Source organism: Acinetobacter sichuanensis (assembly GCF_003024515.2).
Lineage (GTDB): Bacteria > Pseudomonadota > Gammaproteobacteria > Pseudomonadales > Moraxellaceae > Acinetobacter > Acinetobacter sichuanensis.
This window is the reverse complement of record NZ_PYIX02000027.1, coordinates 1-17,665: the sequence shown is the minus strand read 5'-3', so window position 1 is coordinate 17,665 and position 17,665 is coordinate 1. Positions and strand designations below refer to the sequence as shown.

The following is a 17,665-nucleotide window of genomic DNA, read 5'->3' as shown; positions in this document are numbered from 1 at the left end:
TCAATTGCTCTAAAAAAGTATCTAGGATGAATCTCCTGCGCGTTTTCAGATGCGCTGTGTTGAGTTTTGAAATGACTTTTGAAAGGCTATTAACATTGAATAAACTGTCAAAATTGTTAAAATGCCTTTCTTTTTCTGTTTTCATTTTGCTTTATTTTTTTTATTAAGTGCAAAATGATAAAAAACAGTATCTTACTTAAGGATTTTCTTAATGCTCTCTATCTATTTAACAGATGTTCAAAAAAATGTTCAATTTAAAGATTATCCAGGTGAACATCCTGTTAAATTTATTTTAGGTTTTAAAAAGATTTTTCCGAGTGTTATGGAGTTGTTGCTGCCTGTTCTTCCACAAGATGAAAATTTAGAAAATATGACTTGGGAATCAACAACACAAGATTTTGAGACATTTAAATTATTATTAAGCGGTTGGGGGGTGATTGAATTACGTTTACAAGCGATTCGTCAATTTAAAGATAAAAACTATGCGGATCAGTTGGTAAAAACAGCTCAAGCAAAACGTAAAGCGTTCTTGCAAAGTCAAAAACAACTTAAAACAGTAGATTTGGATTATCTTTTTATGCATGAGATTCATGCTTTGATTGATGCTGAATTGGTGGAGCTTGGTGAGAAATTCTATTTACCTATTTTACGTGATCTTTGGAAAAATAAAGTAAATAATCAAGTATTAAATGCTAAGTTTTGATGTCTTCACAGATCATAAAAATGCCAATATAAAGTTGGCATTTTTTATTACATTACAATTACTCTTTTGATTTATGTACTGTATAAGTCAGATCAGACAAATCAAAACCTAAACTTTTAGCATAATTTAAATATTCATCCAGTATGGTCTGCTCAATCTTTGGTGAGCGACTTAATATCCATAGGTATTTTTTATTTGGACTACCGACTAAAACGACTTGATAATTTTGATTAATTTTTAAAATCCAATAATCACTACGAGCTACAGGTAACCAACGAATCGCATTCGGTAGAAAGCTTACGGTAAGTTTCGTGTTTTCTGGGGCATTTTTTACAAAAGCTTCACCAATTGATTGCTGTAAATTATGATTTTGATCCCAGCATTGATTATCTACTTTAAGATTGCCTTGTTCATTTAAAGAATAATGGGCTGTCACATTATAATCACACTTTTTCTGAAAAAATAAGGGCTTACGGGCTATTTCATGCCATGTTCCTAAATATTTTGTTAAATCTACTTGTTGTGCTGTAGGTATTTTTTCAGCACCGATATTGGCTAAGGTCACGGCTGCTAATAAAATCAGACCACTAATAAATAATATTTTCTTTGCTCTTGATTTCAACATAGGGCTACCTTTTGAGTTGTAACATGTCTGTTAAGATATAATTTATTAATATCAATAATTTATAGCATGGATTAAGATGATCATACATGGATGGAGATGAAGTGAGTAATATTTATTACTCACATGATTTTTAATATAATTTGGATTTAAACTTGATGATTAACAATTTGTTATACAAGTCAAAGTAGAAAGCTTATTAATGGATTGATATCATTAGATATTGAATACATTCATGAGATTAAAAAAGGATAGCTTTGCGATGAAAGCTATCAACTAGCATTTAAAAGAATATTTAGATTTGAACCCAATTATCTTTCACTTCTTGTGAGTCTTTATTGAGTATCACTTTATTATCAGTGACTTGGCTTACCCATGATGTTGGAATCAAATGATGATACCCATCACCATGTTTAGTTAATTTAATTTGATCATTGCCATGTAAATGATCAACCTCACCAACTTTAGTTCCACAAGATGCAATAACATCAGCATGATTATTGATACTTTCAACATTAATCGTAGTCATTAGAACAATTCCTATTTCAAATGCGATTGAGTCTTTACCGTATAGTAAAATATTTTTTAAATCTTAATTTGTAATAAAAGGAATACAAAGCGGTTCTTAATCTTACTAAAGGTTTGAATATATTTACATTGTTGTATTTGGAAATGTTTTTTATTTGTTTTAGTTCTAGTAATAAGAAAATAGTGAGAGATATTTTGAGTTTTTATTAAAAAATGCTGTTCAATGTTTATGGAGTATTTTCATGATAAAAATAAAAGACGGTATATAAATTATGTTTTGATTTCTGTAAATAAGCCGTTTTTTATTTTATATTTCAATGTAAAATTGGGCACTTAGATAAAAATGAGACTGAAAAATGCAAGTGCTTTTAAAAAAAATAGCGCTAGGTGTAACCACTTTATTTTGTTACAGCACATTGAGTTATGCCCAACCCCCTCAAAATGCACAAGATCTATTAAAAATGATCACTTTACCTGTACTAAAAATAGAAAAAAGTGAAGATAATATTACCAGTTACTATTATAAAGACTCTAAAAACAATGATTTAGTTATTGGAATTGCAAAAGAGTTTATTGATGTGAGTTGGTCATTTAAAAAATCTCCAAATGAAGCTTCAGAAACAAATCAACAGATTAAAACAATAAGTAAAAAACTTTTAGGAGAGGAATGGCAAAGTTTATATTCGGCGATCACAGAAGGTGGAACAGTTGACTATTTATCACAAGATGATGGTACTGTGATTACAGATGCAACTTGTTCAGCAACAGAATGTGGCTATCAAGTTCGTCTTGAGCAATAACGGCTCACTTCATTATACTTTGTTATGAATTTGATTTTATAAAGAAATTTTGAATAAGTCGCTAAGCCTTCTTTTTCTACAATTTGACTACTGATGTAGAAAAAGAAGGAAATAACCTGAAAAATGACTTTTGAACATTTTGCCTTATCCATCCTTCATTTTTAAAAGAGGGGGAAAGGGTTAAGAAATAGCAACTAAAGTATTGTATTGCATGTCTTCTAACCAATCATTGATATCAAGATGATTGGCAATTGAAAACTCATTATTGACTTTAAATACCAATAATGAATCATGAATACTCATAACATTAGCCAGATGTTGTCTGATAATTACAGCATCATACTTGGTATTGATCAGCCATGTTGATTGGTTAACACGAATTGAATGATCATAATCTTCAATCGTTTTATTTACTTCATCAAAATGATCTGGGTAGAGAGAGTTTAAAATAATTAAATAGTTCATGTGAATAACCTCCATAAAAGAGATTTAAAATTAAATATCTTTTATTAATAATGTGACTTGCATCACTTAATATTTACTCTAACATTAAATTTTTTTGACAAAATCAGAAAGTGTCTAACAATTTTGTTTGGATTGATTGTCTTTGGTTGTTTTAGTTTAATTACTTTACATCTGAGTTACATTTTATTTTATATATATTTGAATGTAGCAGGGACAAAAGTTTTTCATCAGTGTTAAATTGAAGTAAAATTCATGCTTAAATTATTTAAATAATAAGCTCATCTAAAGATGGGCTTTTTTATTATTTCTCCCTGTAAGATGTTGAGGTACTGTAATGTTGGTTAAAATTGAAGATGGTTTTTATTTAAACTCATCGCATATTATTGCAATACATGTTTCTAAAAGTATGATAAATCAAAATTTCTTAATCGAAATTGAATATACGCCTAATCATCAGACAGCAACAGGGTCTTATCAAAAATCTTTTATGAGTAAATTAGATGCGGATGCCTTTTTGCAAAAATTGCATCAACAGATTTTATAATTGATCAATAATGTATTTTATTATGGATTGAAATTATGAGAAAAGGACTTCAATTTTTGTGTAAAGTTGGTTCAAATTACTTTTATTTCATGGTTAGTTTTTTAAATTTAATGTGAATAATACTGTAATAGCTAAATTAAAAAAATAGATTTCATTTTTACATTTATAAACATAAAAAGTAGTGTTAAATAAGACAAATAATTTATCTCTATATAAGATACCAACCAGATGGTATGTTTATGTATGCGAGAAAAAGATGAGTCCACTATTAAATGCTTATGCACTGTTGGCTTTAGCAATTGTTTCAGAAGTTATTGGCTCAACCTTTATTGTTAAATCAGAAGGTTTCAGCAAATTGCTACCGTCGCTTGCAGTGATTGTTTTATATAGCATCGCTTTTTATTTATTATCTCAAGTTGTTAAAGTTATTCCTTTAGGAATCACTTATGCAATTTGGGCTGGCGTTGGGATCGTATTGACTGCTTTTATTGGTTTCTTTGTATTTAAGCAAACTCTTGATTTAGCGGCAATATTGGGCATAGCCTTGATTATTTCAGGGGTTGTTGTTATTAATTTATTTTCTTCAACAGCGGGGCATTGATAAAATAAAATGAGTAATTTACATCAGCGGAAAAAACAGCCTGAAAAAGTCCGTCAATTAATTTTAGAAAACACGATGCGCCTCGCAGCAGAAAATGGTCTTAGTGGCGTCTCTATTCAAGCTGTTGCAACTTTATCTGATGTGAGTAAAGGCGGCGTATTTCATCATTTTGCAAATAAACAAATTTTAATTACGGCAATGATTGAAACTGCAATGCAAAAAATAGATCAAGAAATTGAAAAATATGTAGCAGTTGAGCATGACCAATATGGTTGTTTTACAAGAGCTTATATTGAATTAACATTAACAAGTGAAAATTTTGGGATCGGATCATTATGGTCAGCATTATGCATGACTTTTATTTCAGATCATACTTTTTGTCAGCAATGGAATCAGTGGTTAGAGCAGCGTTTAGTCAAACATCAAATCACTGATCAAAGTATGCATTTACAGCTATTGCGTTATGCTGCGGATGGTGCTTGGTTGATCGAAGGTTTTAAACCTAACAATCAACACAAGCTTATCGAAATTAAAAAAGAATTAATTCAACAAACTTATCATGCACCATCTCAGTTAAAAAATTAAACTGCATTTAGCCCACGCTGAGCATAAATATTTTCAAGTGTATCAACCAAAGTACGTGTTGTTTGGTCAATTTCAAAATTTAAATAGTCGCCAATATTGAGTTGCCCAAATTTAGTTAAACGAATTGTTTCAGGAATTAAGTCTACAGAAATTTGCTGTTGGGCTTGATTGACCTGATTGATTGTAAGACTACAGCCATGTAAACCAATAAAGCCTTTTAAGAAGAAATATTTAATTTTTTCTTTTGGAATTTCAATATCTAAATGTAAAGTTTGTCCATTTTTAATGATGTTTGTAACTTGGGCTGTACCTTCAATATGCCCATATAAATTATGTCCGCCATTTTCCATACCAATTTTAAATGAACGTTCAATATTGACTAAATCATCTGCTTTTAAAAAGCCTAATGTTGTTAATGAGAGCGTTACATCTGAAATGTCAAAACTGACCAGTTTTTTATCTGGATGAATAGCTGTAACAGTTAGGCATGTTCCATCAATTGCAACGCTTGCACCAATAAAAACATCATCTAAAAAGCCTTGGCTATTATTGACTAGAATGGTGATATAACCATCATGTTGTTCAATACTTTGAATTTTTTCAGTACCAAGAACAATACCTGTATACATTTTACACTCATCTGAATTTTGAAAAATTATCTTTATTAATAACATAAATCAGGAGTGTTGCAGATAATTATTTATGATTAAAAGTTCAAACATCGGCAATAAAAAAGCCACGATGAACGTGGCTTTATAGCGTAGTTATGACTTGCTATTTTTAATAAAAAAATATTTTAGCTTTCTAAAAGTACAGAACCATACTGTTCACGTAAGTCTTTTTTCAGCATTTTACCCGTACCTGTTAATGGAATTGCATCAACAAAAATAACCTTGTCAGGAATTTGCCATTTAGCAATTTTATCTGAATAGTAGTTTAATACATCTTCTTCAGTGACTTCAGCACCTTGTTGTTTGATTGCAATCACAATAGGACGTTCATCCCACTTTGGATGAGTTGCAGCAATGACGGCTGCCATCGCAATATTTGGATGACTCATTGCAATATTTTCAAGTTCTACAGACGAGATCCATTCCCCACCTGATTTAATGAGGTCTTTAGCACGGTCACTGAGTAGGAGGTAACCGTCTTCATTGACTGAAGCAATATCGCCTGTATCAAACCAGCCATCTGCTGTCGTCGCACTGTTAGATTTTCTATAATAAGACTCAATAATCCAATGACCTTTTACTTGTAAGTTACCCGTGGTATGACCGTCACGTGCAACTTCATGAGTGCCATTTTCTTCATCTGTAATACGAATATCGACACCAAAAGGTGGGCGACCTTGTGACAGACGAATTTTTAATTGTTCTTCTGAAGACAATTGTTGATGTTTGGCTTTCAACTGATTACTGGTGCCAAGAGGGCTCATTTCAGTCATACCCCATGCGTGAATAGTTTCACAGTGATATAAATCTCTGAATGCTTTCATCATTGCAGGTGGGCAAGCTGAACCACCCACAACGTTACGATTGAGACTGTCTAAGCTACTACCCAATTGTTTTGCTGCGGCAAGTAAGCCTTGCCAAATGGTTGGAACACCTAAGGCGATATTCACTTTATACTGGTCGATCATTTGTACTAGACTTGCACCGTCTAAGCCTGGACCAGGAAGAACAAAAGTACAACCGACCATTGCAGCAGCATAAGGTGTCCCCCAAGCGTTCACATGAAACATTGGCACTACAGGCAACATCACATGATTTGCTGAAAGATTTAAAGAGTCAGGTAAACAAATAGCATAAGTATGTAGAATCGTTGAACGGTGGCTATATAAAGCACCTTTCGGGTTGCCTGTTGTACCTGATGTATAGCAAAGAGAACTTGCTGTATTTTCGTCAAAGTTTGGCCAATCAAACTCAGCAGAGTTTTCTGCAATAAGTGCATCGTAAAATTTTACTTCAGGTAGTGCAGTCGCTACATCTTGGTCAAAAGCACCTAAGCAAATAAAATGCTCAACAGTTGGGGTATGTGCTTTAACGGCACTAATTAAAGGTAAAAAAGTTTTATCGAATAAAACAACTTTGTCTTGAGCATCATTAATAATGAAAACAAGCTGTTCTGGAAATAGGCGAGGGTTAATGGTGTGGCAAATCATGCCACTACCTGAAATGGCATACCAAGATTCTAAATGACGATGGTTATTCCATGCAATTGTTGCAATACGGTCGCCATGTGCTGTTCCTAAACTTGCTAAAGCATTCGCAAAACGTTTTGAATTTTCAGCAACATGTGTCCAATCAGTTGTTGTTATTGTGCCATCTGTATTTTTAGAAATGATTGCTGTATCACCATGATAACGTGCTGCATGCTCAATTAAATTACTAATCAGCAGCGGCTGAAGCATCATATTTCCTTGCATATACTATCCTTTATTTTGTTGTAAATTGGTTGGTCTTTAGATAATCCGTTCTATTTAAAAAGCATCAAATAGAAAAAATACTTCTTCATCCTAGCGAAAAATAAGCTGAAAGCAATCAAAAAATTAACAATTTTTTTGTAACGAAAATAAAGGTATTTAATTTTAAAAACAAAGATTTATGAAATTATCATTATTTGAAAATGTTGTAGCAATATATAGACTAAAGTCTAATTTTTATAATGTAAATATAACTTGAAATAGTTCACAAATATGCTAAATATATGAGACACCTTTATAAAAATATATGTTTTAGGATAAAACATGAAAAGGTTCAACAATGGGAGGTTATGAATGTTTCAAAAGATCAAAAAGATTTTGTGTGTACACCAATTTGAATATGAGATTAATGAATACTCTGTTGTGACTAAAGAATGTCGTAAATGTGGTATTTCTCATTAATTTTATATGAAAATACAAGCGGAATATCATCACATTATGTGTTTTAAATGTAGTGTGATGATATTGAAAAAATAATATAAATCTATCGCAATATTTTTATTTAGTTTTTATCTTTTTATTTCAGTTAAAATAATTGATTCTCATATTTTGAATTTTTATTGAAATGTCGAAAAACTTTTCTCTAGATAGCTACGTTGTTGATCAAAGCTTAGCTGATACTTTAACGTGGTTATGCCATCATCAAGATTGCTTTGATTCTTTTCAATATGATGCTTTTACTCAAGAATTAATTGTCAACCATGCCAATGGCAAAGATCTTATCCGAGAAGGGATGTACTTAAATGCAAAATATGGCATTTTGATTACTTCATTATAAAGTCTGATGAATTTGTACGATTCATATTTTTCTATACATAAAAAAGCGATAAGTTAAATATCGCTTTTTCATTAAAAATATGACTTTTTGACTTAACTTTATTTAGCTTGCCATTGCATCCACAGAGAGTTCGGCTGCTGTAGGTTTAGCTTTTTCAGCTTTTAAACCAAGTTTATTGAAAAGTTGTTTGTCTTTGCCTTCGCCTGCGTTTGGCGTGGTTAATAATTTTTCACCACTAAATAATGAGTTTGCACCTGCCATAAAGGCTAAAGCCTGATCTGAATCCGTTAAAGCTTCACGTCCTGCTGACAAGCGAATATAGCTTTTTGGCATGATAATACGTGCCACTGCAATGGTGCGAATCCATTCTGTGACATCCAATTTCTCTACATCTGCTAATGGTGTACCATCAATAGGAACAAGCATATTGATTGGCACAGATTCAGGATGTGTAGGTAAAGTCGCAAGCTCTTGCAATAAACCAATACGGTCATTACGGTTTTCACCTAAACCAACAATACCACCACTACACACTTTCATACCTGCACTACGTACATGATCGAGCGTGTTTAAACGGTCATCAAAAGTACGTGTGCTAATGATATGTGAATAATATTCACGTGAAGTGTCTAAATTGTGGTTGTAGTAATCTAAACCTGCTTCATGTAAACGTTCAGCTTGAGATTGGTTGAGCATGCCTAAAGTCATACAGGTTTCAAGACCTAAGGCTTTGACTTCACGTACCATTTCGAGCACATAAGGCATATCGCGTTCATGCGGATTACGCCAAGCAGCGCCCATACAAAAACGTGATGAACCAGAAGCTAATGCTTCTTTTGCTTCACTAATAACTTTATCTACAGCAATACGTTTTTCAGCTTCAAGCTTAGAGTCATAATGTACTGATTGAGAGCAATATTTACAATCTTCAGGACATTTACCTGTTTTGATTGAAAGTAGTGTACTGACCTGAATCGTGTTTGCCTCAAAATGATCACGGTGAATCTGTTGAGCTTTAAACACCAAGTCTAGAAAAGGTTGTTCATATAAGGCTTGGATCTCGTCACGTGTCCAATCATTTCGTACTAAAGGCATAGGTCAAATCCCTGAAAATCTCGCTATCTGTATTTATCATACACAAATCATGCCAAAGCCAAAGGGCAAAAACGTCCAAATTGTAATTGGCATATTGACTTAAGATTATCATATAAATTCAAAATAAAAATAGTAATTTACTTACAAAGTTGACTGTTTTTTACGTCATTTACTCGCATAAATGAGTTTGAAACTTTTGCTAACTTCAGTGTATTCGTCATTAAAAAAAACAAATATCAGTAACTTGGTAAAGAACGTGCTTTTAAAATGAGGCTTGAAAACAAATAAATTTTTTAGATATTTTCCTTAGATTTTCTCAGTTGTTCGGCAATCGCCCAGTCAACATGGATTTGCACAATCTCATCATGAGTCGATTTTTGTTGCTCTAAAGCTTGTAAAATTTGGGGTGAAAATGGTGCATTACCTAAACCAATCGCAATATTTCGCATAAAACTTTGGTATCCTGTGCGCCGAATTGGACTGCCTTCTGTGCAAGTTAAAAAAGTTGCTTCATCCCAGTGCCATAAGTCTAAAAGTGAAACTTGATCTAACCCATGTCGCGGGTTGAAATCTTCAATACTGGTTTTTTTTGCAAAGCTATTCCATGGACAGATCAGTTGACAATCATCACAACCAAAAACTCGGTTACCAATGCCTCGTCTTAATTCTTCAGGAATGACACCTTTATATTCAATTGTTAAATACGCAATACATTTTCGAGCATCCAACATATAGGGTTCAACAATTGCTTGCGTTGGGCAAATATCAATACATGCTGTACATGAACCGCAATGTTTGGTCGTAGGTCCATCAAAAGGCAAATCTAGGGAAGTAAATAATTCACCTAAAACAAAAAATGAGCCTGATTTTTTATGAATGAGTAAAGTATGTTTACCTGTCCAGCCCATTCCTGCATTTTCAGCCAGTGCTTTTTCAAAAACAGGCGCAGAGTCAGCAAAAGGACGTGATTCAAAATCACCTATTTTTTCTTTAATTAAATTTGCTAGCGTTTTTAGTCGTCCACGCATGACTTTATGATAATCACGCCCTCGAGCATAACGTGCAATAATGGCAGAATTTGGTGCATCAGGTACATAACGCGGCTTTGGTGTTTCGACCAAATAGTTCATACGCACACAAATGATACTTTTCGTGTTAGGGACTAATAAAGTTGGATCAGCACGTTTTTCTAAATTTTCTTCTAAAAATTTCATATCACCATGATAACCACGTTTTAAATATTCTTTAAATCGTGCTAATTCTGCTTGAGCATCAGGTTTGGCAATGACACAATCAGCAAAGCCAAGTTGCAAAGCTTGTTCCTTGATCCACGTTTTAAGTTGTTGCGGATCAATCTGTTGTAATGCAATAGAAGTTGAAGATAAAGAAGCTGACATAGAAGATATAGGGAAGAATAATGCACGTTCAAGTTTATCACAGCCATGAAATTCAAGCATGGGAAGCGCGTTGGTTTGATCAGCAAAATAGTTCTTTTGGCTTGATGCAGCAAGTCGCATGGTTAATCACACAGCGTTTACAGACTTTATTTTCTCAGCAGCTTTCTCAAAATCAGCTTAAAATTCAGAACATAGCCATTTGGTGTGGAACAGGAAATAATGCTGGAGATGGTTATTGTTTGGCAAAATATTTACAACAATTGGGTTATCAGGTCACCGTTTTTGCTGCACCTTTGGGTCATTCTGAAGACCTAGATCAAGCCATGCAATTGGCAAAAGATAATCAAGTGAATATTCAACAAGGTTTTGAACAGCATCAGCAGTTTGATTGTCATATTGATGCTTTGTTTGGTATTGGTTTAAATCGAGTATTAAATGAAGAGTGGCAAGCTGTTATTGAAAAATTTAATCAGCAAACAGGTTTGAAAATTGCTATAGATGTACCGAGCGGTTTACATGCAAATACAGGACAAAGCTTACCCATTGCAGTAAAAGCGGATTGGACTTATAGCGTGTTGGGGTTAAAAGCAGGATTATTAACAGGACAAGGTCGAGAATATGCAGGAAAAATTGATGTTATTTCTGCGATTCCACCAGATGCCGAGTTGCAAAGTTTAGCGCAACTCGCTACAACGAAAATTTGTTTACCACCACGTAAAGCATTTGGTCATAAAGGGAGTTATGGGCACGTTTTAGTTGTTGGTGGGCATGCTGAAATGGGTGGAGCAGTGATGATGGCAGCCGAGTCAGCATTTAGTGCGGGTGCAGGTAAAGTCACAGTGGTTTGTCATCAAAAACATCATGCTGCAATTTTGGCACGATCTCCCAATATCATGTTACGTGATATCAATGAATTAAGTGATGAAACCATTCAGAACTTATTAGATCAAGTTGATGCGATCAGCTTAGGAATGGGATTAGGGCGTGATGTTTGGGCAGAGCAACAATTTTTGAAATGGTTTTCTAAAATAAATTTAACCACACATTTACATGTTGTTTTAGATGCTGATGCGCTATGGTTTTTAGCCCTTCATCCAATCAAAGTGAATGCGCAGACCTATTTAACCCCTCATTCTGGCGAAGCTGCAAAGTTATTAAATTGTTCAGTATCTGAAATAGAGACCGATCGAATTGCTGCGATTTATCAGTTAAAAGAAAAATATGCAGGGCAATGGGTGTTAAAAGGTTCAGGTAGTTTGACACTTGAACAGCAACTTTTATGGATTTGTTCAGCAGGAAATGCAGGCATGGGAACAGGTGGAATGGGGGATGTGCTTGCAGGAATGATTGCGAGTTTAAAAGCCCAATTTTCAGATCAAATTAGCTTACATGATATTGTGACTTTGCATGCTTTGGCTGGTGATCATTTAGCACAACAAGGTCAACGTGGCTTGCAGGCACATCATATGAGTGAGGCGGTTTATTATGTGGTAAATTATGCGGCATAATGTATTGATAAAATTTTATATTCTTACAATTCATGAAAGCTATAGGCATGATTATTTTAAAAATCAACAGAAATATATTTGAGTGAAATAAAATGGCAGAAAAGTATTTGGTTGTCGCAATAGTTTTTGCGGCATGTATTCTCATGATTATTTATACTCAACGAGATCATTCAAAATCTAAAAAAAAGTTGAGTTTAAAAGAAAAACTTCAGCAGGAGTTTCCGCAATATAAAGTGATTGAACGTAACGAAAATATTGTGATTTGCAAAGAAATTGAAAATAGTCGAGTTGATGAAGAATTAATGTTGATTCGAATAGATCCAAATCAACAAAAAAACTTGAGAACAATCGGTAAAATGTTGATTGCGACTTATAGCAAAGCACCTTCGATTCGAGAAATAAAAAAAGATGGTATGCCATATTTATAATGTGTAAATTCTGTATCTTATCGTCTACGACTATTGCGACTACGTCCACGTGCCATACCACCTAAAGCATTGAGCACAGCGAGTTTGCTCATGCTACCTGAGGCGTGTGCATGACAGATTGCTGCTGCTAAAGCATCGGCAGCATCAGCTTGTGGATGAATGGAAAGATTTAATAACTTCATGACCATCATTTGAACTTGTTCTTTATCTGCAGCCCCATAACCAACGACAGATTGCTTGATTTGTCGTGCAGTATACTCTGCAACTTGTAAGTCTAGATTAACTAAAGCTGCAATTGCTGCACCACGTGCTTGTCCTAGTTTTAAAGCGGAATCTGGATTTTGTGCCATAAAAACTTGTTCAACAGCAGCTTCTGTAGGACCGTGGAACTTTACAATACGATCAATACCAGCAAAAATTCGCTTTAAACGTTCAGGCATTTCTGTAGTTTCAGTACGAATTGTGCCTGCATCTACAAATTTTAGTTTTTGACCATCTTTTTCAATAATTCCATAACCTGTTAATCGTGAACCTGGATCAATTCCAATAATAAGCGACATATATTTAATATTTAAAAGTGAATTATTGCTGAATTATATGATTTTCTAAGACAAAAATGTATGTATTTTTAATTTATAGTTTTAATAGTATTTATTTAATCTAAAATTAAACCTTGAAAATGATGTAGAGCATTATGATGAATTAAAATATAGACGTAATTTAAAGTCTAGGTCATTGTTACGGTAATAAGAATTTCTCTTGGTGTAATGTAAATAAATGTAACCAATGTTATTGATAATTATTTTTATTTATATTTTATTTAGAATAGAGTATTTAAGTTATTAATATTTAATGTTTAATATTTTATTTATAAAATGATTGTTTTTAAGGGTAGTTTAAGAAAGAGCTGAATGCTTCATTATATTATTGTATAATTTGTGTGTTCATTTTGTGTTGATTGTTGTTGTTTTTATGAATATTGTGAAATTTTTAGCAAGTTTTAATACTGTAAATACATATTTAGTTTTAGCAACTTTGGGGTTGGCAATATTATGTAGTTATTTTTATTTAAACCCTTAGTTGCTGAAAATAAAATTTAAAACCTATATTTATATAGGTTTTTTTATAGGTATAAAGATTAATTCATTATTTAAAAATGAAGTACGAGCAATAATCATTGTAGTGTGATTTATTTTGATTGATCAATAAGAGATTCTTATATAGAGAAAATCTATCTTTATTTGATAAGAGTATAAGTTTGGCTACCTAGAATATCCTACAGTAAAATTCTCTAATTTTGAGTACACCGCATAAATTATGATGAACAAGTTTTTGCAATAAAGCTCTGGAGAGTTAAGTAGTCTATGAAATGGTAATGTTATTGATTTTTTATATAGATAGACTTTGTTGACATAGTGCTTACATAGATTTAGATATTAAAAAACCACTTAGGATTAATGCACCTAAGTGGTTGTTTTATTTGGTGGGCCCGCCCAGACTTGAACTGGGGACCAACGGATTATGAGTCCGCTGCTCTAACCAACTGAGCTACAGGCCCTATAAAGTTAAAAACTATATATATCAACATCTTTAACTTGAATCGCATAATACACAATAATTTTTTTAATTGCAATATTATTTTTTGTAGGCGCTGTGTAGACGGTAAATAAATTGCTATACTTATTGCATGTTATTGCTAACGAACAGCATTCTATACGATGTCAAATCAAAAAACAAAGCTAACAAAAACATTTGTTGATTCTGTGCCCTTATCGCCCAATAAACAGGTCTTTTATAGAGATTCAGATTTGATCGGCTTTGCTTTACGTGTAACAGCATCAAAGGTTTACGTGGTGGAAAGGCGAATAGGTGATGGTAAATCATCTGTTCGCGTTTTAGTGGGAAGACATGGAGAATTAACTCCTGCACAAGCCCGAGAAAAAGCACAAATGTTACTTGCACAAATGGCGGCAGGTATTAATCCAAATAATGAAAAGAAAAAAGATAAAGATTTAAAATTAGTAAATTATGCAAAAGAAACACAACAACCCACGCTTATGACCGCCTACAACGCCTACATTAATGAAAGAGAACTTGGCGTGAAGTCATTAGAAGACTATAGAATGTGTGTAGAGGATTATTTGGTTGAATGGAAAGACGTTAAGTTAATTGATATTACACGTAAGATGATTCAAGAGAAGCATGTGGAATTAACTATAAGGTCTAAAGCACGTGCAAACTTAGCGATGCGTTTTTTGCGTGCTGTGTTTAATTTTTCAATTGAACATTATTTAGATGTAAATGATAAAAGTATTTTAGATATTTCCAATCCAGTAAATACTTTAGGTGCGAAAAAAGCTTGGAATAAAATTAAAAGAAGAAAAGGGTATATACGTAAAGACCAAATACATGATTGGGTTCACACAGTACTGTCAACTGAATGGGTAGGTCAAAATTATTATAATCATAATGCTTATACCAATCAGGATTTTTTACTCATCGTACTGTTAACAGGCTTTCGCCGTGAAGAAACAGAAAGTCTAAAATGGCAAGATGTTGACTTAAAATACGGAACAGTAACCTCTGTAGATCCTAAAAATGGTGAGCCAATTACTTTACCAATGGGACCTATTTTAAAACATATTATGCAGGCTAGATTTGAACGATCTGGTGGCAAGCCTTATGTTTTTCAGGCAAGACAAGGTGATGGTCATGTGACCAATCGTAGTAAGGCACGATATAAGATCACTGAATTAAGTGGTATCGAATTTACATACCATGATTTACGACGTACTTTTTCTAGTATCGCCAATAGCATTAATATTGGTTCATATACAATTAAGAGGCTGATTAATCATTCACTCGATGAAGCAGATGTAACAGATGGCTATATTCAAGTTTCTTTTGAAGATTTACATTCAGCAATGATGAAAATAGAGCAAGCAGTTTTTACAGATCAACACTTTGACATGATTAAAAATAGAAAATTTAAAGCGCCTACGAGGCACCACGATTATCTAGAAAAAGCGATGTCTTTGAAGTTGGAAGAAAATAGTTTAAGTGCGATTTCAAAAATTGATCAGCTTAAAGTTTTAATGAATCCATTAGAAAATCATACTAAACAAAAATAAGGAATTTATAAGTACTTTTTATTTATTGTTAATATTCAATAGTAATGATTTGATATAGAAATTTATACAAAATACTTTAATGAAATTGGAGGATTATCAAGTTTATTTAGATTTAATTTTTTAAAAATCAACAGAGTATATAACTTCAATTGTATGCTTGTAAAAGCAACAATATTTGATACTCATTAAAAAGGTGGGTTTTATTAAATAATTAAAAGGGTATAGTGGACTGTTAATTAAGTGCGTTATTTTATCTATGTCTGAAACTTATAAATATCTTCATACCCAAATGGGTACATTTGGTTCCCTTCCAACGCATAAGGTTTTTGTAAGTAGTGTTGGAAGAAAAACAAAGTTAATTTTTGCTGATGATACTTTTGTTTATGGTATTGTTTCTGATTGGGCTTTAAATCATTCAGGTTTGGATTCAAGAAAACCGACATGGGGAGAAGAGCCTAAAATATTTTTAGAAAATGAAAAGATGAGATTAAACTCATATAAAGCCTCACATCCAAATTTTATAACTCAGGGAGATATTGGTTAGTTTTTTTAAAATATTTTTTATATGATTTTTATCATAAATTTTTTTATTTTAAATAAAGTTTGCTTTGTTGGTGTTTAGGGCGTATAAAGTCATTTCGTTGATGCGGGATGGAGCAGTCTGGTAGCTCGTCGGGCTCATAACCCGAAGGTCGTTGGTTCAAATCCAGCTCCCGCTACCACGAAGAATTTTAAAGTTCATATATCTATTATTTAATACAGCGTAGTAGATATTTTTTATCGATTTATATACTTGTACCCCTATTATAGTACAAGTATTTTTTATTCAAAGTTTTATATACCCTTGCGCTTCTTAAGGCTTGGGTATTTTTTTATATAAAATAAAGCTTTTCAATATAAATTAAAAATAAAACTTTTAAATCGTGCATTTTAAATATTTAGATGTTATTGTGAGATTGATCGAATCCGTAAGCAAAACGGTGGTGTTTGAGTTGTTAATGGAATGGCGTATTCCTTATAAATAGATTTAAGTTCAAACAATTGACGCAGAGCATGAGATTGCAGCATGCCGATCCAAAAAGCCCATAGTGATAAACTGTGGGTTTTTATATTGATCTTAATCATTTAATTAGATTTTATTATGATCAAATAAAATTATTTATTTTCTCATTAAAATTTATGAAAATGGTAGGTTAAGCTTATTATTAAAAATGATACTGAGTTGTTTTTTAGTTATTTGCTTATACCTATTATTGGGCGTAGTATGTCTATATTAAGTGAATATCATTAGAATTGAAGGTTGGCTTCAACTCTATTTCGCAATTTATATGCTGATGTAAATATCATAAGTGTGAGATAAGACAGATCGTCTTATTTTTGTTAGTTCTACAAATAGCTCTAGTTTAGTTAGTCTTAATATTTAATACTTCTCTGTTTACAAAAGCTCAAAGTGAGTTTTTAAATTGAATAAAGTAAATGGCTGGACAATAGCCACCGCCTTAAATGGTGATAAGATACGTGTGAAGATAGTTCCTTTGCAAATGCCGCAAAATAGTCGTGAAGGAACTATTTTAGTTGAGGTTGGAAAGGAAATACAATTAGAATCAGGAGAGAATCGTCGATTTAATATTGATGGGCATTCTTTTTATTTAGGGATGAATCAACTTTATCGAGTTTCTATATAGAAAGTTATAGAGAATATAGATTTTTATGTGCTTATTTCTATTGATCTATAATATCTAGTAGGTTTTTAAAGAGTTTAATTCTATGCGTTGTTATATTAAAAATTATTGATTTTGATATGTTTTGATTGATTATGTGAAGTAATTTATTAGTCTAGTTTTAAAGATAATAAACTATTAAATTAACTTATTGGGTAGAAGGAGATGCTACCCAATATTATTTTGATAGTATTTTTATATGTAGTCAATATATTTAGTTTTTAAAGATATTTATGGTTTTTGTTTAGTGTAAATAATATCTGATAAAGGCTTTGTT

General features: G+C 32.5%; 19 protein-coding genes and 2 tRNA genes. 12 read left to right on the top strand and 9 right to left on the bottom strand.

The genetic code is table 11. The features are described 5' to 3' along the window. Positions 1-211: 211 nt before the first annotated feature. Positions 212-703: a hypothetical protein gene (locus C9E89_RS14810; RefSeq protein ID WP_107009113.1), complete on the top strand. Its 492-nt coding sequence runs from the start codon at positions 212-214 to the stop codon at positions 701-703. 58 nt (positions 704-761) lie between these two features. On the opposite strand, the gene C9E89_RS14805 is transcribed toward C9E89_RS14810, so the two are convergent. Together C9E89_RS14805 and C9E89_RS14800 are read right to left on the bottom strand one after the other, a co-directional pair. Then, positions 762-1,328 (bottom strand): lipocalin family protein, encoded by a 567-nt coding sequence (locus C9E89_RS14805; protein ID WP_107009112.1) that lies wholly within the window; start codon positions 1,326-1,328, stop codon positions 762-764. 292 nt (positions 1,329-1,620) lie between these two features. Next, on the bottom strand, positions 1,621-1,854 hold the full coding sequence (locus tag C9E89_RS14800; RefSeq protein WP_107009111.1) for a DUF2171 domain-containing protein: 234 nt from the start codon (positions 1,852-1,854) through the stop codon (positions 1,621-1,623). Positions 1,855-2,209: 355 nt separating this feature from the next. Between C9E89_RS14800 and C9E89_RS14795 the strand changes: the two genes are divergently transcribed. Next, positions 2,210-2,653 (top strand): hypothetical protein, encoded by a 444-nt coding sequence (locus tag C9E89_RS14795; RefSeq protein ID WP_107009110.1) that lies wholly within the window; start codon positions 2,210-2,212, stop codon positions 2,651-2,653. A 180-nt stretch (positions 2,654-2,833) separates the two neighbouring features. On the opposite strand, the gene C9E89_RS14790 is transcribed toward C9E89_RS14795, so the two are convergent. Further along, positions 2,834-3,118: a hypothetical protein gene (locus C9E89_RS14790; protein WP_107009109.1), complete on the bottom strand. Its 285-nt coding sequence runs from the start codon at positions 3,116-3,118 to the stop codon at positions 2,834-2,836. Between the two features lie 334 nt (positions 3,119-3,452). Here C9E89_RS14790 and C9E89_RS14785 point away from each other — a divergent pair, with 334 nt between their 5' ends. The 3 genes from C9E89_RS14785 to C9E89_RS14775 all read left to right on the top strand — a co-directional run bounded on the left by C9E89_RS14785 (position 3,453) and on the right by C9E89_RS14775 (position 4,848). Beyond that, complete coding sequence (locus C9E89_RS14785; RefSeq protein WP_107009108.1) at positions 3,453-3,662, top strand: hypothetical protein; 210 nt, start codon at positions 3,453-3,455, stop codon at positions 3,660-3,662. A gap of 256 nt (positions 3,663-3,918) precedes the next feature. Beyond that, a complete protein-coding gene (locus C9E89_RS14780) occupies positions 3,919-4,263 on the top strand; it encodes an SMR family transporter (protein ID WP_107009107.1) in 345 nt (114 codons plus the stop codon). A 9-nt stretch (positions 4,264-4,272) separates the two neighbouring features. Next, the gene (locus C9E89_RS14775; RefSeq protein WP_107009106.1) at positions 4,273-4,848 is read left to right on the top strand and encodes a TetR/AcrR family transcriptional regulator; all 576 of its coding nucleotides are present in this window, start codon (positions 4,273-4,275) and stop codon (positions 4,846-4,848) included. Here the strand turns inward: C9E89_RS14775 and C9E89_RS14770 are convergent. Together C9E89_RS14770 and C9E89_RS14765 are read right to left on the bottom strand one after the other, a co-directional pair. After that, complete coding sequence (locus tag C9E89_RS14770; protein ID WP_107009105.1) at positions 4,845-5,477, bottom strand: riboflavin synthase subunit alpha; 633 nt, start codon at positions 5,475-5,477, stop codon at positions 4,845-4,847. The two genes, C9E89_RS14775 and C9E89_RS14770, sit on opposite strands and share 4 nt — an antisense overlap. Before the next feature lie 167 nt (positions 5,478-5,644). Next, the gene (locus C9E89_RS14765) at positions 5,645-7,273 is read right to left on the bottom strand and encodes a long-chain-fatty-acid--CoA ligase (protein ID WP_107009104.1); all 1,629 of its coding nucleotides are present in this window, start codon (positions 7,271-7,273) and stop codon (positions 5,645-5,647) included. Between the two features lie 622 nt (positions 7,274-7,895). Here C9E89_RS14765 and C9E89_RS14760 point away from each other — a divergent pair. Next, on the top strand, positions 7,896-8,108 hold the full coding sequence (locus C9E89_RS14760; protein ID WP_107009103.1) for a hypothetical protein: 213 nt from the start codon (positions 7,896-7,898) through the stop codon (positions 8,106-8,108). A 102-nt stretch (positions 8,109-8,210) separates the two neighbouring features. On the opposite strand, the gene bioB is transcribed toward C9E89_RS14760, so the two are convergent. Together bioB and queG are read right to left on the bottom strand one after the other, a co-directional pair. Then, entirely contained in the window at positions 8,211-9,203 is a 993-nt protein-coding gene (bioB, locus tag C9E89_RS14755) for a biotin synthase BioB (RefSeq protein WP_107009102.1), read from the bottom strand. 293 nt (positions 9,204-9,496) lie between these two features. Continuing rightward, positions 9,497-10,600, bottom strand: coding sequence for a tRNA epoxyqueuosine(34) reductase QueG (queG, locus tag C9E89_RS14750; protein WP_107009146.1), 1,104 nt, complete (start codon positions 10,598-10,600; stop codon positions 9,497-9,499). A gap of 20 nt (positions 10,601-10,620) precedes the next feature. On the opposite strand from queG, the gene C9E89_RS14745 reads away from it, so the two are divergent. Further along, complete coding sequence (locus C9E89_RS14745; RefSeq protein ID WP_107009101.1) at positions 10,621-12,108, top strand: NAD(P)H-hydrate dehydratase; 1,488 nt, start codon at positions 10,621-10,623, stop codon at positions 12,106-12,108. Positions 12,109-12,200: 92 nt separating this feature from the next. Further along, a complete protein-coding gene (locus C9E89_RS14740) occupies positions 12,201-12,536 on the top strand; it encodes a hypothetical protein (RefSeq protein WP_107009100.1) in 336 nt (111 codons plus the stop codon). A gap of 17 nt (positions 12,537-12,553) precedes the next feature. On the opposite strand, the gene ruvC is transcribed toward C9E89_RS14740, so the two are convergent. Both ruvC and C9E89_RS14730 read right to left on the bottom strand, forming a co-directional pair. Then, complete coding sequence (ruvC, locus tag C9E89_RS14735) at positions 12,554-13,096, bottom strand: crossover junction endodeoxyribonuclease RuvC (protein WP_107009099.1); 543 nt, start codon at positions 13,094-13,096, stop codon at positions 12,554-12,556. A 921-nt stretch (positions 13,097-14,017) separates the two neighbouring features. Next, positions 14,018-14,094: transfer RNA gene (locus tag C9E89_RS14730), tRNA-Ile, on the bottom strand. Positions 14,095-14,254: 160 nt separating this feature from the next. Between C9E89_RS14730 and C9E89_RS14725 the strand changes: the two genes are divergently transcribed. The 4 genes from C9E89_RS14725 to C9E89_RS14710 all read left to right on the top strand — a co-directional run bounded on the left by C9E89_RS14725 (position 14,255) and on the right by C9E89_RS14710 (position 17,352). Next, positions 14,255-15,667: a tyrosine-type recombinase/integrase gene (locus tag C9E89_RS14725; RefSeq protein ID WP_107009098.1), complete on the top strand. Its 1,413-nt coding sequence runs from the start codon at positions 14,255-14,257 to the stop codon at positions 15,665-15,667. 256 nt (positions 15,668-15,923) lie between these two features. Then, the gene (locus tag C9E89_RS14720; protein WP_107009097.1) at positions 15,924-16,211 is read left to right on the top strand and encodes a hypothetical protein; all 288 of its coding nucleotides are present in this window, start codon (positions 15,924-15,926) and stop codon (positions 16,209-16,211) included. 101 nt (positions 16,212-16,312) lie between these two features. Then, a tRNA-Met gene (locus C9E89_RS14715) sits at positions 16,313-16,389 on the top strand. A gap of 741 nt (positions 16,390-17,130) precedes the next feature. After that, positions 17,131-17,352: a transposase gene (locus tag C9E89_RS14710; RefSeq protein ID WP_107009096.1), complete on the top strand. Its 222-nt coding sequence runs from the start codon at positions 17,131-17,133 to the stop codon at positions 17,350-17,352. Positions 17,353-17,665: the final 313 nt, after the last annotated feature.